Source organism: Micromonospora sp. NPDC005707 (assembly GCF_040631005.1).
GTDB lineage: Bacteria > Actinomycetota > Actinomycetes > Mycobacteriales > Micromonosporaceae > Micromonospora.
In genome coordinates this window covers 38,049-52,763 of record NZ_JBEXYR010000021.1, presented here as the reverse complement: position 1 = coordinate 52,763, position 14,715 = coordinate 38,049, and the positions used below count along the sequence as shown (strand labels likewise).

General features: G+C 73.8%; 14 protein-coding genes. 2 read left to right on the top strand and 12 right to left on the bottom strand.

The genetic code is table 11. The features are described from left to right. Positions 1–35 precede the first annotated feature (35 nt). The 10 genes from ABZ452_RS29765 to ABZ452_RS29720 all read right to left on the bottom strand — a co-directional run bounded on the left by ABZ452_RS29765 (position 36) and on the right by ABZ452_RS29720 (position 10,799). Positions 36–869, bottom strand: coding sequence for an ABC transporter permease (locus ABZ452_RS29765; RefSeq protein ID WP_357949909.1), 834 nt, complete (start codon positions 867–869; stop codon positions 36–38). Then, complete coding sequence (locus tag ABZ452_RS29760) at positions 869–1,789, bottom strand: ABC transporter ATP-binding protein (protein WP_357949907.1); 921 nt, start codon at positions 1,787–1,789, stop codon at positions 869–871. Before ABZ452_RS29760 ends, ABZ452_RS29765 begins: the two co-directional genes overlap by 1 nt. 70 nt (positions 1,790–1,859) lie before the next feature. Next, positions 1,860–3,224, bottom strand: a complete 1,365-nt coding sequence (locus tag ABZ452_RS29755; protein WP_357949904.1) for a cation:proton antiporter — start codon at positions 3,222–3,224, stop codon at positions 1,860–1,862. Then, positions 3,212–4,249 carry a ketoacyl-ACP synthase III family protein gene (locus tag ABZ452_RS29750; RefSeq protein ID WP_357949901.1) on the bottom strand — a complete coding sequence of 346 codons (1,038 nt, stop codon included), beginning with the start codon at positions 4,247–4,249 and terminating at the stop codon, positions 3,212–3,214. The genes ABZ452_RS29755 and ABZ452_RS29750 overlap by 13 nt, the downstream gene beginning before the upstream one ends. Before the next feature lie 142 nt (positions 4,250–4,391). Beyond that, a complete protein-coding gene (locus ABZ452_RS29745; protein WP_357949898.1) occupies positions 4,392–5,879 on the bottom strand; it encodes a DHA2 family efflux MFS transporter permease subunit in 1,488 nt (495 codons plus the stop codon). Positions 5,880–5,920: 41 nt separating this feature from the next. Further along, positions 5,921–6,676: a hypothetical protein gene (locus ABZ452_RS29740; protein ID WP_357949896.1), complete on the bottom strand. Its 756-nt coding sequence runs from the start codon at positions 6,674–6,676 to the stop codon at positions 5,921–5,923. Continuing rightward, positions 6,673–7,980, bottom strand: a complete 1,308-nt coding sequence (locus ABZ452_RS29735) for a VWA-like domain-containing protein (RefSeq protein WP_357949893.1) — start codon at positions 7,978–7,980, stop codon at positions 6,673–6,675. The genes ABZ452_RS29740 and ABZ452_RS29735 overlap by 4 nt, the downstream gene beginning before the upstream one ends. Beyond that, complete coding sequence (locus ABZ452_RS29730; protein ID WP_357949891.1) at positions 7,977–9,065, bottom strand: ATP-binding protein; 1,089 nt, start codon at positions 9,063–9,065, stop codon at positions 7,977–7,979. Before ABZ452_RS29730 ends, ABZ452_RS29735 begins: the two co-directional genes overlap by 4 nt. A gap of 198 nt (positions 9,066–9,263) precedes the next feature. Then, complete coding sequence (locus ABZ452_RS29725; RefSeq protein WP_046562917.1) at positions 9,264–9,500, bottom strand: helix-turn-helix domain-containing protein; 237 nt, start codon at positions 9,498–9,500, stop codon at positions 9,264–9,266. A gap of 90 nt (positions 9,501–9,590) precedes the next feature. Beyond that, positions 9,591–10,799 carry a nucleotide disphospho-sugar-binding domain-containing protein gene (locus ABZ452_RS29720; protein ID WP_357949888.1) on the bottom strand — a complete coding sequence of 403 codons (1,209 nt, stop codon included), beginning with the start codon at positions 10,797–10,799 and terminating at the stop codon, positions 9,591–9,593. A 233-nt stretch (positions 10,800–11,032) separates the two neighbouring features. Between ABZ452_RS29720 and ABZ452_RS29715 the strand changes: the two genes are divergently transcribed. Then, a complete protein-coding gene (locus ABZ452_RS29715) occupies positions 11,033–11,590 on the top strand; it encodes a hypothetical protein (protein WP_357949885.1) in 558 nt (185 codons plus the stop codon). Continuing rightward, positions 11,587–12,402: an alpha/beta fold hydrolase gene (locus ABZ452_RS29710; protein ID WP_357949882.1), complete on the top strand. Its 816-nt coding sequence runs from the start codon at positions 11,587–11,589 to the stop codon at positions 12,400–12,402. Before ABZ452_RS29715 ends, ABZ452_RS29710 begins: the two co-directional genes overlap by 4 nt. 19 nt (positions 12,403–12,421) lie before the next feature. Here ABZ452_RS29710 and ABZ452_RS29705 read toward each other — a convergent pair whose 3' ends face one another. Beyond that, positions 12,422–13,612 carry a cytochrome P450 gene (locus ABZ452_RS29705; RefSeq protein WP_357949879.1) on the bottom strand — a complete coding sequence of 397 codons (1,191 nt, stop codon included), beginning with the start codon at positions 13,610–13,612 and terminating at the stop codon, positions 12,422–12,424. Positions 13,613–13,647: 35 nt separating this feature from the next. Further along, the gene (locus tag ABZ452_RS29700) at positions 13,648–14,478 is read right to left on the bottom strand and encodes an AfsR/SARP family transcriptional regulator (RefSeq protein WP_357949877.1); all 831 of its coding nucleotides are present in this window, start codon (positions 14,476–14,478) and stop codon (positions 13,648–13,650) included. Positions 14,479–14,715: the final 237 nt, after the last annotated feature.

Sequence of the window (14,715 nt, the reverse complement as noted above, 5' to 3'; positions counted from 1 at the left end):
GGCTTCGTCCCCACCGTAGTGGCGGGACCCGGGTTTCAGGCGTCCCGGACGCGCAGCGCCGCGTAGGCGGCGACGTGGACCACCGCGACGAAGCCCAGGAACAGGGCCAGACCGGGCCAGGGGGCCAGTCCCCCGTCGATGTCCACCACGAACATCACCCGCTCACCGGCCACCGTCGGCCAGTACTCGGCGATGTCCTCGCCGATCCCGGCGGGCAGCAACGGCAGCACGGTGGGCAGCAGGGGCAGCGCGACCAGGATGGCGAACGCGCCGACGGTGGCCCGGACCAGGGTGCCGAGGGCCAGCCCGAGCAGCCCGATCCCGGCCAGGTAGAGCCCGGCGCCGCAGACCGCCCGGGTCACCCCGGGGTCGCCGAGGGCGGCCGTCGGCGCATTCTGGGCGGCCAGCATCGGCTGGCCGACCAGGAACGCGCCGAACGCGACCGCCTGGCCGAGGACGGCCACCACCACGCCGTACACCAGGGCCTTCGCCGCCAGCAGCCGGCCACGCCGGGGTACGGCGGCCAGGGTGGACCGGATCATGCCGGTGCGGTACTCGACGGTCATCACCAGCGCGCCGAGCACACCGACGAGCCACTGCACGGGAAAGTAGGCGCGGAGGCTGACGAGCGTCGGGTCGAACGCGGCCTGCTCCTCGGGGGTGAGCCGGACGAACCCGCGGGCCGTGCCGGCGCTGATCACCGCGCCCAGCCCGACCATCGCCACCACCACGGCGATGACGACGACGCGGGTGGAGCGCATGGTGTGGAACTTCGTCCACTCGGAACGGACCACGTCGGCGAAGGTCGGTCGCCGCTCCGGTGCGACGGTGGTCGGCCGCGGGGCGGCGAAATCGGTGTCGGTGCTCATCAGACCAGCTCCTCCGTACGGGCCGAGCTGAACTCGGCGCTGTCCCGGGTCAGCGACATGAACGCCTCCTCCAGCGACGTACGCTGCGGAGTCAGCTCGATCAGCGGGATCGACCGGCCGGCGGCCACCAGGCCGACGGTGGCGCTGTCCAGTCCGGAGACCAGCAGGGCGCCCTCAGTGCCCGTCCGGACGCTCGCGCCCGCCTCGACCAGCAGCGCGGCCAGTTCCTCGCCGCGCTCGGTCCGCACCAGCACGCTCTGCTCGGTGTGCGACCGCAGGAACGCGTCGACGCCGGTGTCGGCGATCAACCGGCCGCGGCCGATGATGATCAGGTGGTCGGCGGTGAGCGCCATCTCGCTCATCAGGTGGCTGGAGACGAGCACCGTGCGCCCCTCGGCGGCCAGGTTCCGGATCAGCGAGCGGATCCAGACGATCCCCTCCGGGTCCAGGCCGTTCACCGGCTCGTCGAACATGAGCACCGCCGGGTCACCGAGCAGGGCCGCTGCGATGCCCAGCCGCTGGCTCATGCCGAGCGAGAAGCCGCCCACCTGCCGGTCGGCCGCCGCCTCGAGCCCGGCCAGGCCGAGCACCTCGGCGACCCGGGAGCGCGGGATGCCGTTGCTCCGGGCCAGGCAGAGCAGATGCTGGTGCGCGGTCCGGCCACCGTAGACCGCCCGGGCGTCGAGCAGGGCGCCGACGTGCCGCATGGGCGCCGGCAGGTCCGTGTAGCGCCGCCCGTCGACCCGGGCGGAGCCGCTGGTCGGGGCGTCCAGGCCGAGGATCAGCCGCATGGTGGTCGACTTGCCCGCGCCGTTGGGCCCCAGGAAGCCGGTGACCAGCCCGGGGCGTACCTCGAAGGTCAGGTCGTCGACGGCCGTCGTCGGGCCGTACCGCTTGGTCAGGTGGGTCGTCTCGATCACGGCAACAGCCTTCCCGGCGAAGCTGGACACGGTCCCGAGGTTCCTGGGATCCTCCCAGGATTCGCGGCGCTCAGCCGCCGCGCAGGTCGGCCACGCCGGAGCGGTCGCCGGCGCCGAGCCGGCGCAGCTCCTCCTCGGCGGTCTGCTCGACCCGGCTCATGGCCCGGCGCAGGATCGGTGGCGCCATCACCGAGGTGACCACGGCGACCAGCACCACGATGGTGTACGTCGCCGTGTTGAGCACACCGAGCCGGAGGCCGACGGTGGCCACCACCACCTCGATGACGCCCCGGGCGTTCATCCCGGCGCCCAGCGCCAGCGCCTCCCACCGGTTCAGCCGGCTGCTCCAGGCGCCGAGGAACGCACCTGTGAACTTTCCCAGGATCGCCACGGCGATGACGGCCAGCGCGGCGGCCAGCACCGGCGCGTCGGCCAGCGCGGTCAGGTCCATCCGCAGGCCCGCGCTGGCGAAGAAGATCGGCGCCAGCACGGCCAGCACGGTGGTGCGCAGCGGGGCGAGCCGCGCCCGGTCGAGCCCCGGGACCGAGCCGATCACGAAGCCGACCACGAACGCGCCGAACACCGCCTCCAGACCCAGCGACTGGGTGAGCGCCGCGCCGAGCAGGATCAGCACCACCGTGGTCGCGACCAGCGGCCCGGAGCCCTCGGCGCGCCCGGCGGCCCGCAGCGCCGCGGCGCCGGCCGGCCGGCCGACCAGCGCCGCGAAGACGACGAAGCCGATCACCGCGCAGACCGAGAAGAGCACCGTTCCCGCCCGCACCCCCGTGGTGGCGAGCGCCGAGACGACCGAGAGCAGCAGCCAGCCGCAGATGTCGTCGATGACGCCCGCGGCCAGGGTGAGCTGACCGATGTTGCGGTGCAGCAGCTTCATGTCGAGCAGCGTCTTGGCGATGACCGGAATCGCGCTGACGCACATCGCCACACCGAGGAAGAGCGCGAAGACGTCACGGTCGGTGTCGGCGCCGAGCAGCGACCCCGGCAGCAGGTACGCGGTCGCGATGCCGAGCCCGAGCGGCAGCAGCAGGCCGGCGAGGCTGATCCGGGCGGCGGCGCCGCCCCGCCGGCGGACGAACGCGAGGTCGACCTCCACCCCGGTCAGCCCGACGAGCAGCAGCACGCCGACCTGCCCGACGGCGTCGAGCAGGTGGAACTGCTCCGCCTGCCGGGGCAGGAACCAGTCGGACACGCCGGGGGCCACGGCACCCAGCACGGTGGGCCCGAGCAGGATCCCGGTGGTCAGCTCCCCCACCACGGCGGGCAGGCCGCACCGCTGGGCGAGCCGGCCGAGCAGCAGCGCCACGAGCAGCAGCACGCCCAGCCCGAGGAGGAAGACGAGCAGGCTGTGAGCGGGGATCACGGGGACCGGGGCGGTCGCGGCGAGGGTCGCCGTCCCGGCCTCGGTCACGGCAGCCACCCGGGGAGACTCTCGATGCCGACCACCGCGCAGGAGAGGGTGACGCCGGGCCCGATGCCGAGCATGAGCAGGTGGTCCCCGGGGCCGAGCCCGCCGGTGGCGAGCAGGTGGTCCAGAGCCACCACCTGGTCGCTGGCGCCAAGGTGGCCGACCGTGCTGCCCCAGTCCCAGGTGGAGTGCGCCATGGTCAGGCCGAGCCCGCCCATCAGACGCTCGATCAGCGCCCGGGAGAAGTTCATCGGCGCGACCCGGGTGACGTCGCCCATGCCCAGGCCCGCCTCGTCCAGCGTCCGGTGGATCAGCGCCACCAGGTTGCCACCGATCTTCGCCATCGCCGCGGCGTCCGGGCTGTCCGCCAGCTGCTTCTGGAACGCCTCGCCCCGGGCCACGAAGTCGACGGTCCGGCCGAGCGTCGCCCCGGGCGGGAACAGCGGCTCGCCGGCCCGGTGCAGCTCCTCCGCCTCCGGTACGGCGACCGCCCCCACCGCCAGCAGCCGGGCGAAGCCCGGCCGGGTGGTGAGCACGACCGCGCTGCCGGCGTCCCCGATCAGGTGTTCGTGCCCGGACCGCCAGCGGTCCATCATGGGGGTGCCGAAGTTGTCGGCGGCGACGAGTAGGGCGGTGTGTCGGTCGGGGTGGGCGGTGAGGTAGCTGGCGGCGAGTTCGAGGGCGGTGAACATGCCGTTGCAGCCGTGGTGGAGTTCGACGGCGAGGCAGGTGCCGCCGGTGAGGTGGTGTTGCAGGTAGTACTGGGGTTGCCAGCCGTCGGGTCCTTGGTGCCAGCTGTCGGCGTAGAGGAGCAGGTCGACCTGGGTGGGTGGGTGTTCGGCGCGGGTGAGGGCCTCGGTGGCGGCGTGCAGGGCCATGTGGGGGGCGGGGGTGTCGCCGGCGACGGCGGCGCCGGTGAGGCCATGCAGGTCGACCTGGTCGGCGGGGTAGTGGCCGTCGGCGACGGCCCTCTCGACGCTGACGATGTCGGGCAGCCAGACCCCGATTCCGCTGATGAACGTCTCCGGCGTACGCACCACGTCTCCTCCCGCTCAGGTCCGCCCACTGTGAGCCGGGCGGCTTAAGCGGTACCAAGCCCGCATTTGTGCCGGCTTGGTACGCCGACGGCCCCGCGACCGGAGGGGCGGTCGCGGGGCCGCCGGCGGGCGGGTGGCCGGGTCAACTGGCGACCGGCGTCTCCTCCGCGGCCGGGGTCTGCGGCGGGGTCCGCTTCTCCGGCGGGCTGCCGGGCAGCAGCAGCGCCGGGATGAGCGCGACGGCGGCGAAGCCGAGCACCCACCAGAACGTCTGCCCGTACGCGTCGGCCAGCGCCGACGGGTCCGGCCGTACGCCCCGGCCGGCGGTCGCCGCGCTGGCGCTGGCGTGCTGGAGCACCACCGCCAGCACGGCGCCGGCGAAGGCTCCGCCGAGCTGCTGGAAGATCCGGATCGCGGTGGTCGCCCGCGGGATCTGCTCCTGCCGCAGTCCCCGGTACGCGCCGACCAGGACCGGCACGGTCGCCGCGCCGAGCCCCGCGCCGCTGACGCCCAGCGCCACGCTCAGCAGCCACCGGCTGGTGTCGGCCTCGACCTGGGTGAAGACGAGCGCACCCGCCGCGGCCAGGGCGATGCCGACCAGCACGATCGGCCGCGGGCCGATCTTGTCGCTGAGCCGGCCCGCGATGATCAGCGCGATCGCCATGCCGAGGCCCTGCGGCGCGAGCAGCAGGCCGGCCCGCAGCGGGGTCAGCCCGGCCACCTGCTGGTAGTAGAGCGGCAGCAGGATGATCGCGCCGAAGAGCACGATGCCGGACAGGAACACCACCGACGCCGAGGCGGCGAAGCTGCGGGCCCGGAACAGCCGCAGGTCCAGCAGCGGCTCGTCGTCCCGCAGCGCGTGCAGCACGAAACCGATGAGCAGCACGACCCCGGCGATCACGAAGGCGATGACGCCGGACTCGCCGAAGGTGCCCTTGTTGCCGGCTCGGGCCAGGCCGTAGACCACCGCGGCGCAGGCCGGTGAGAGCAGGGCGAGACCCATCCAGTCCAGGCGGGACAGCCGGCCGTTGACGACCGCTTTCGCCCCCGACATGTACCGCCAGGCGAGCGCGATGGTGAGCAGGCAGATCGGCACGTTGATGAAGAAGATCCAGCGCCAGCTGACATCGGTGACCAGCCAGCCGCCGATCACCGGCCCGAGCACGGGGGCGAGCATGGCGGGGACCGCGATCACCGCCATGAGCCGGCCGAGCCGGTCCGGCCCGGCGGCCTGGGCGAGCACCGCCTGGGCGATCGGCACGATCATGCCGCCACCGAGGCCCTGCAGGATCCGGAAGATGATCAGGCTCTCCGCCGACCAGGCGAAGCCGGCCAGGACCGAGCCGAGCAGGAACACCAGCACGGTGGCGGTCCAGAGGGTACGCGGACCGAACCGCTCCATCGCCCACCCGGTGGCCGGGATGGCCAGGGTCATGGCCAGCAGGTAGCCGGTGCCGACCCACTGGATGGTGGAGATGGTGGAGTGGAAGTCCTGGATGAACGTGTTGATCGCGACGTTGGTCATCGTCGAGTCGAGCTGGACGATGACGCCGCCCAGCAGGATGACGAGGGCCAGCTTGCCTATCGACGCCTGCGGCGCACCGGCCGCCGGCTGCGGTGCCGTGCTCATGGTTGCTCCTTCTGCTCGCCGGTCGGATCTGTCGGAACTGCTCACTGCTCGTCCTCGGTCAGGGCCCGCAGCACCTTGGCCCGTTCCACGTCCGCGCCCTGTCGGCGCTGCTCGGCCGCCTCCTCGGCGGTGAAACCCGCCGCACACCAGGCCGCGACCTCGTCGATCGGGACGCCCGCACGCCACCAGGTGGTCATCACCTCGGTGGCCGGGACGTCGTCGGCCAGCACCCGCTGCGCCTCGGCGGCGGTGAAGCCGAGCGCGTGCAGGACCGCCGCGTCCACCGGCGCCACGCCGCGCCGGGCCCACTCCAGGGCCGTCTTGCCGTCCCAGCCGCTCTCCACGTACCCCCGGGCCGTCTCGGCGCTGACCCCGGCCTTGAGCAGCCGCCGGATCGCCTCGGACTTCTTCGGCTCCAGGGCTCGCCCCGCGGCGCGCACGGAGCGGTGCCGCAGCACCCGGGAGACGAAACTGCGCAGGCCCGGTTCCTCACCGGCGAGGTACCGCTGCACCGCGTCCTCGGGCGACACCCCGAACTCGCGCCAGCGCACCGCGTCCCGGGGGGACATGCCGGCTCGGATCCAGGTGTCCACGGTGGCCGGCGTCGCTCCCGCCGTACGCCACTCCGCGGCGGTCCGCGGCCGGTACACGCCCGCCTCCCGCCACCGCTCGGCGCCCTGCGGCGCGAAACCGGCCTCCCGCCAGCGGCGGGCCTCGGCCAGGGTGAATCCCCGGTCGAGCCACTCACGCAGAGGGTTGGGGCGGGGCTCCTCCTCGCCCGTGGCGAACACGGTCATGATGTCGCTCCCATCTCGGGGATGTGCACGGACGACGCCCAGTCCGGCGCCTCGCCGCCGTCACCCACCAGGCAGACCAGTGACTCGAAGGGCGGCCGGCGGTCGGGCCAGGGTGTGTGCCCGTCGGTCAGCACCACCACCAGGTCGGGTCGGGGACGCAGCTCCGTCGCGGCGGCGAGGCCGGCCCGCATGTCGGTGCCGCCCCCGCCGACGATGCGCAGCTCCTCGACGCGGCGGATCTCCTGCACCGGATGTGCCTGCAGGTCGCAGCAGATGACCCGGAGTCGCCGCCGGCCGACCTTCGCCAGGATCTCGGCGACCTCGGCGACCAGCTGGTCCAGTTGCGGGCGTCGTACGCTGCCCGAGGTGTCCAGCACCAGGACGGTGTCGGGCACCGGGCGGACCAGCTGCGGGGTGATGATGTCGGGGTGCCCGGCGGAGCGCCGCGACGGCCGGCGGTAGCTGTAGTCGACCCGGCCGGAGCTGCGGTTGGCGGCCTTGCGGACCAGCGAGCCGACCCGCGCGCGCCAGTCGACCCGCGGCCGCAGCCGCTCCTCGGCCCACCGCTGCCATCCCATGGGCACCTCGCTGCGGGCGCTGACCCGCTCCTGGATGCCCACCGCGACCGAGCGTTCCAGCAGTTCCCGCTCCAGCTCGCCGAGCCCGCCGGCGCCGGTGGAATCCCAGCGCCGGTCGATACCGTCGGCGCCGCTGCCGCAGTCCAGCCCGGCGGAGAGGTCCCGGCCGGTGCCACGCAGCAGCTCCACCAGCTCGTCGAGCATCGGCAGGTACTCCTCGGCGAGCCGGTTCGACGGCAGGCCCAGCGCCGGTGGGGAGATCACCCCGGCCGGCCCGGCCAGCTCCTCCGCTTCGAGGTCGTCGTTGATCTCGGCGTCGGCGGCCTGGTTCCACCGGTGGGCGTCCTCGTCCCGGGCGCCGGCGTAGCCGACCGCGTGCAGCGGGGCGTCGGGTCCGGAGGCCGGCCGGACCGGCGAGCGCTGGGCGTGACCGCGGACGAGGTGCCCGATCTGGTGCAGGATCCACCAGCCGGTCTCCTCGACCGGGGTGGTCAGCGCGGTGCCCGGGTCGACGTGCATCACCCAGCGGGTGTCGGTGGGGAACGCGGCGAACTCCGGATCGGCGACCAGCTCCCCGGTGCGTTCCGCCGTGCTCGGCGCGAGCGGTTCCATCACCAGCGAGAACACCGCGTTCGCCAGGTACGGCGCCCGGTGCGCGGCCCAGACCCGGGCCGCCGCGAGGCGGGTGGCCAACTCCTCGCTGTACGGGGCGACGGGCCGGCTCACCGCAGCAGTCCCGCGGCTCTGAGGATCGGGACCAGGTCGAGCATCGTGGTCGGCAGGCTGGTCCCGGTGGGGCGGCAGCGGGCCAGCCCCTTGGCCGCGCTGGCCGCCACGTCCGGGGCGGTGCCGGCCACCCGGGCCACCACCGTCCAGGCCTGCTGCCAGGTCTGCGCGGTGCCGTCGGCCCGGACGTACGCCACGACCGCCCCGAGCAGCGCGTGCAGCTGGTCCATCCGGGACGGCAGCGGCGCCGACGGATCAGCCAGCAGGGTGGCCGGGTCCGGCAGGTCCAGGTTGCGGATCCAGGTGAGCAGCTCGAAGCCGGCCGCCTCCCCGACCGCGCCGACGACCAGCTGGGCGCGGACCGCGTCGTCGACCCCGGCGGCCGCGCAGGCGGCGAGCGCCACCGCGGCCAGTTCCCAGGTACGCGGGCTGGGCCAGCTCCGGCCGGCCTGGTCGGGTGTGGACGGGACCACCAGCAGCAGCTCCGGCCGGATGCGCAGGAAGGCGCCGACCAGGGCCCGCGCCCGGGCGATCTCGTCGGTGCCCGGCGGTTCCTTGTGGGCCAGCTCGGGCACGCCGAATCCGTGGGTGAAGCCCTCCGCGATCGCGGTGGCGTCGACCTCCCAGTGCAGGTGGATCAGGCGGTTGGCCAGGGGTGCGGAGAGATCCCATCCGTCCGCGGCCTCGGCCGGGGGGTTGGCCGCGGCGACGATCCGCACGTCGGCGGGGAGGACCAGGTCTCCCACCGTGCGTTCGAGCACGACCCGGAGCATGGCCGCCTGCACGGCGGGCGGCGCGGTGGTCAGCTCGTCGAGGAAGAGCAGCCCGGAGCCGGTGGCGGCGAGCCGCTCGGCCCAGCGCGGCGGGGCGAACCAGGTGTGCCCGTCGCGCAGCACCGGCAGCCCGGCGAAGTCGCTGGGTTCCCGGATGGAGCCGACCACGACCTCGACGGGCAGGCCGAGCGATTCACCCAGGGCAAGCACGGACGAGGTCTTGCCGGTGCCGGGGGAACCCCACAGGATCACCGGCAGGTTCGCCGAGACCGCCACGGCGACCGCCTCTCGTACCACCGACAGCTTTCCCATCGCATTGCTCCTCGTCATAGTCACGACCCACCGGTACGGCCTGATTCCGGGCAGGAATTGCCGCCCCTGCCATCCTTCGGGCAGCGAGGAATCGTCAATTTATTGACAGGTTGTTACAACGACGATTCGCACATGGGCACGACGTCGTTCAGGACAATTTCAGGTGAAGTGTCGACGAATGATGGGCGGGACCGGAATTCAGTCCTCCTTGCGGAACAGCCCCCGGCCGCCGTATTTCTTGTGCACCGCCTGCTTGCTGACGCCGAGCGCGGCGGCGATCTCCGCCCAGGTCACGCCCTGCGCCCGCGCCCGGCGGACCAGGACCGTCTGGATCCGCTCGAACTCCTTCGCCGCCTCCGCGGTGGCGGCGAGGGCGACCCGGGGGTCGTCGTCGTCGGTGGCGTTCACGAGACTCACCAGCCGAGTGACTTCCATGCCTCCAGCTTAGGAGCGCCGGCGCGCGGCGTCAACCTTAGCTGACAAATCCGCGCGCCGACGGGCTCTGAGCAGGGACGACGCGCCGGCTCAGCGGCCGGCAGACAGCTCCGCGACGACCTCGGCGGGCGACGGCTGGCCGGCGATCTCGTCGCAGAGCCGGGCCGCCCCGGCGGCCCAGTGGTCGTCGGTCAGCATCCCCTCCACGGCGGCCAGCACCGCCTCCGGCGCGGCCGCCTCGGCGGGCAGGGTCACCCCCGCGCCCGCCGCGGCGAGGCGCTCGGCGTTGAGCATCTGGTCGGGCGCCTGCGGGACGATCACCTGGGGCACGCCGAAGCAGGCCGCGGTGAGCATGGAACCCGCCCCGCCGTGGTGCACCGTCACCACACAACTGGGCATCAGCAGCTGCAGCGGCACCTCCTCCACCACGCGTACCCGCTCCGGCAGCTCGCCCAGCCCCGGCCGGGACGCCGCGGGCACCGTCAGCACGATCTCCGCGTCGAGCGCGGACAGGGCGAGGACGGCGTCGCGCACGGGCGAGTGCCCGGCACCGAGCTGCACCCGGTTGGACGTGGTCCAGGACATGCCGATGCGGGGCCGCTCGGCGGGGCGCAGCAGCCAGCCGGGCAGCTCCCCCGGGCCGTTGTACGGCACGTACCGGGTGGCCAGCCGCTGCGGCACGGTCTGGCTCTGCAGGCTGGACGGGGTGGGGTCGACTGTGCGCGAGCCGTACTCCTCGCGTACCTCGGCACCGAACCGGTCGAAGAGCTTGCGCAGGTCCTCCGGCCACTGGTCGACCGGCGCCCCGGCCCCCGGCGACCCGAGCAGCGACGGCACCTGCGGACCCCACAGATGCCGGACCAGCGGCGCGCCGGCCAGCTCGGCGACCAGGGGCGCCACCATCACCATCGGATCGGCGACCACCAGGTCGGGGCGCCACACCCGGATCAGCGCCGCCAGATCGTCGGCCATCGCCTCGGCCGCGTGCACGTGCGGGGCGGTGCGCAGCTCGACGAAGCGGCGCAGCTCGGCCGGGGGCAGCGCCCGCAACGCCTCGAAGCTCGACGGCAACTGGCCGCCCTGGCGGCGTACCGCCTCGTTGACCTGGGCCAGCCCGGCCATCAGGTCGTACGAGCCGCCGACCGGGACGGCGGTGAGCCCGGAGGCGGTGACCGACGCGGCCGCGGTGGGCTGGACCGCGACCCGGACGTCATGACCGGCGCCGCGGAATGCCCAGGCCAGCGGCACCATCGGGTAGTAGTGGCTGGGCCAGGCCATCGGCAGGAACAGGACGCGCACGGGAGGCTCCTCTCGGTCGGGGCGGCTGCGAGGGAGGGCCAGCGCAGCAGTTCCGGCTGAACCGCCGACAAGGCGGCACCAACGTCACGCGTCGGGCACAAGGCCACGAGCGGCCCACATCGGACGGCGGCCGGAGTTTGGGCCGGCTTTGGGACGCCCGCCGACCATGGGCTCGCGCCGGCTGGCGGCGCGGCCGGTCGACCACGGCCGGCTCCGGCGGAAGGAACCGCGCGATGCCCGAGACCGAACTGACCGACATCCGCGCCGAGCTGGCGAAGGAGCAGGAGAAGGAGTCCGACGCCAACCCGATCAGCATCCGCGCGCTGGCCACCGCCGCGGCGCTGGCAGCCGGCCGGATCCAGCCGCACGAGGTGGCCGGCGCGGACGTGCTGGCCGAGTGCGTCGTCCTGGAGGGGCTCACCGAGGTCGTGGAGAAGATGGTCATCCACGCCGGCGAGGCGGGGCCCGGCCCTGGCACGATCGCCGAGTACACCGACGCGCTGCTCGACGCGGAGGGCCGCCGGGTCGGCACGATCACCGGGCGGGCCGTCGTGCTCGACATGATGCCGCACATGTGGCAGCTGCACCGCAACGTGACGGAGCTCCCGGACGGCAGCCTCGAAGCGGTCGGGGTGGTCGACGCCACGTCCATCGTGCAGGGCCTCACCGCCACCATCCCGGTCACCGGGATCAGCGGCCGGTACGCGGGCCGGGCCGGCTTCCGCACGCTGGTGCTCACCGAGGGCGACGACGAGTCGCCCCGCTACGACGTGACGATCGTGCTGTGTTGACCGGCTGTCTGACCAGGGCCCCGGCGCCCGATCGCCGGCTGCGCCTGTTCTGCCTGCACCACGCCGGCGGCGCCGCGTCGGCGTACGCGGACTGGGCCGGGGCGCTGGGCGACGAGGTGGACCTGCTGCCGATCCAGCTGCCCGGTCGGGAGGGCCGGATCGGCGAGCCCCGGCTGCGCCGGATGGACACCCTGGTCGCCCAGCTGATCGCCGAGCTCGGTGGAGACCTGCGCCCGCCGTACGCGTTCTACGGGCACAGCATGGGCGCGCTGGTGGCGTACGCGCTGACCGAGGCGTTGCACGCCCGCGGCCGCGCCCTCCCGGAGGCGGTGCTGGTCGGGGCGTATCCGGCGCCGGACCAGCACCGCTTCATCCGCGAGGTGCCGGACATGTCACCGGAGGACCTGACCCGGCTGCTGCGGCGCATCGGCGGGATGTCCGAGCTGGTGCTGCGCTACCCCGCCTGGCGGGACGCGGCCACCGGGCTGACCCGCGACGACCTGCTGGTCTGCCACAGCTACACGCCCGGACCGGTGCCGATCCCCTGCGACCTGCACGCCTTCGCGGGCGACAGCGACCCGCTGATGGCCCTGGCCGAGGCCGCCGGCTGGGTGCGGTACACCGACGGGCGGTTCCGGCTGCACCGGGTGCCGGGCGGTCACTTCTTCGTCCGGGACGCACCCGCCGAGTTCTTCGCCATCCTGCGCGCCGTGCTCGGGCTGCGGCCCCGGACGGCCGTGCGCTCCGGGGCGGCCGTGGCGGCCGGGCTGGGCGCACGGTCAGACGCGGTGGCTCCCGTCCACCGCGTCTGACCGGCAGGTCGCCGGACGGCTACCAGCTCACCGGCAACCTGGTCACCCCGACGGTCGGCACCGCCTCGCGGAAGGCGATCTCCGCCGGGGAGACGGCCAGCCGCAGGCCGGGGAAGCGCCGCAGCAGCGCGGAGAGCCCGATGCGCAGCTCGGCGCGGGTCAGGTGCTGGCCCAGGCACTGGTGGGCGCCGTGGCCGAAGGAGAGGTGCCCGCCGCTCGGGCGGTCCGCCCGGAACTCCTCCGGGTCGTCGAACCGCGCCGCGTCCCGGTTGGCGGCGGAGAGCGAGACGGTGACCGTCTCCCCCGCCCGGACGGTGACCCCGTCGAGCTCGACGTCGGTGAGCGCCGCGCGGGAGGCGAACTGCACCACGGCGAGGTGCCGCAGCAACTCGTCGACCGCGGTCTCGGTCAGCGCGCCGTCACGGCCACGGATCCCCTCCGCCAGATCCGGCCGCTCCACCAGCAGGTACACCCCGAGCCCCAGCATGTTGGCGGTGGTCTCGTGACCCGCGATGAGCATCAGCAGGGCGATGCCCGCCAGCTCCTGGTCGTCGAGCCCGCCGTCGGCGATCAGCCCGCTGAGCAGGTCGTCGCCGGGCTCGGCGCGCTTGCGGCGGGCCAGTTCCAGCATGAACGCCATGGTCGCGCGGGTGGCGGCCATGGCCGCCTGGGGGTTGGACTCCGGGTCCACGGTGGCCATCCGGTGCCGCTGGATCTCCTCGTGGCTCTCCTCCGGCACGCCGAGCAGCTCGCAGATGATCTGCGCCGGAACCGGCAGGGCGAAGGCCCGCATGAGGTCGACCGTGGGGCCCGCGGCGGCCATGGCGTCGAGCCGGTGCGCCACCACCCGCTCGATCATCGGTTCCAGCTCACGGACCCGCCGGACGGTGAAGTGCCGGTTGATCAGCTGCCGGTACCGGGTGTGGTCCGGTGCATCCATCCCGATGAACACGCCCGGCATCGCCGCCATCGGCTTCGCGGGGGTGGGCACCGGCGAGTGCCGTAGCTCGTGCCGGGCGCTGAACCGCGGATCGGCCAGCACGGCCCGGGCCAGCGCGTGCCCGGTCACCAACCAGCCGTCGTGGCCGTCCGGGTAGCGCATCCGGGTGATCGGTTCCCGGGTCCGCAGGGCCGCCAGTTCCTCCGGCGGGTCGAAGGGGCAGCGCCGGGTGACGGGCAGGCCGGTCACCGAGCTGTCGAGATCGGTCATGGAGCCTCCTTGCGAGGGGGTGCGGAATCGCGCGATCACGCGGCCGGCCGGAAGTCCAGCCGGTCGTCGGCGGAGAGGATCGCCGCCTGGAGATCGCGCAGGCCCCGACACGGCTCCAGGCCCAGTTCGTCACTGAGCACGGCGCGTGCGTTCTGGTAGACCCGCAGCGCGTCGGCCTGCCGTTCGGAGCGGTACAGGGCCAGCATGAGCTGGCGGTAGAACGCCTCCCGCAGCGGATGTTCCGCAGCGAGGGCCTGGAGCGTGCCGATGAGGTCGCGGTGCCGGCCGAGAGCGAGGTTCGACTCGACCATCGCCTCGACGCACTCCAGGTAGAACTCGTCGAGCCAGGTGGCGAAGACGCTGACCGCGGGGCTGTCCCGCAGGCCCATCAGGGCGGGCCCGCGCCACAGCGCCAGCCCTTCCTCGAACAGTGCCACCGCGGCCTCGTGGTCGTGGCCGCGGGCCGCCTGCCGGCCCTGGCGCACCAGGTTCTGGAAGACGTGCACGTCGACCTGCTCGGCGCCGGCGTTGAGCACGTACCCGGGCAGCCGGGTGACGATCGGGTTCTGCGCGTCCTCCGGACGCTGCAGGAACTTGCGCAACTGGGAGACGTAGACCTGGAGCGCGGCCGTCGAGCGCCGCGGCGCGTTGTCGCCCCACAGCTCCGCGGTCAACTGGTCGATGGAGACCACCTGGCCGGACCGGATCAGGAGCACGCAGAGCAGGATCTGGATCTTGCGGGCACCGATGGTGGTGTCACCCGCGCCGCCGAACACCCGCAACGGCCCGAGCAGGCCGTAGCGGATCGCGCTGACGTCGACGACCGGACGGTACGTCGATGTCGCCAGGGTGGAGGACAGCGTCATGCGTTCACCTCTTCGTCATGGCCGGCGGCGCGACGCAGGGGCGGGTCGACGGCCCTCCCCCGGACACGGCACCGACGAGCACCAATTCGGCTGACCAATTCCGCACACCGGGAACCGGCGATCCGGAAATTGCTGGTCGGGCTGGCGACGGTCCCTGTCGTCCCCCGCCGAATCGGCTCGGCAGAAAGATATCCACCGGCGGATGGGGGGCCAACCCCACAACCGTGGGCGGGCCAA

Coding starts and splice junctions, on each gene's coding strand:
- ABZ452_RS29725 (WP_046562917.1), bottom strand. CDS start 9,500: ATGGAAGTCACTCGGCTGGTGAGTCTCGTGAACGCCACCGACGACGAC.
- ABZ452_RS29705 (WP_357949879.1), bottom strand. CDS start 13,612: ATGACCGATCTCGACAGCTCGGTGACCGGCCTGCCCGTCACCCGGCGC.
- ABZ452_RS29765 (WP_357949909.1), bottom strand. CDS start 869: ATGAGCACCGACACCGATTTCGCCGCCCCGCGGCCGACCACCGTCGCA.
- ABZ452_RS29730 (WP_357949891.1), bottom strand. CDS start 9,065: ATGGGAAAGCTGTCGGTGGTACGAGAGGCGGTCGCCGTGGCGGTCTCG.
- ABZ452_RS29745 (WP_357949898.1), bottom strand. CDS start 5,879: ATGAGCACGGCACCGCAGCCGGCGGCCGGTGCGCCGCAGGCGTCGATA.
- ABZ452_RS29740 (WP_357949896.1), bottom strand. CDS start 6,676: ATGACCGTGTTCGCCACGGGCGAGGAGGAGCCCCGCCCCAACCCTCTG.
- ABZ452_RS29715 (WP_357949885.1), top strand. CDS start 11,033: ATGCCCGAGACCGAACTGACCGACATCCGCGCCGAGCTGGCGAAGGAG.
- ABZ452_RS29700 (WP_357949877.1), bottom strand. CDS start 14,478: ATGACGCTGTCCTCCACCCTGGCGACATCGACGTACCGTCCGGTCGTC.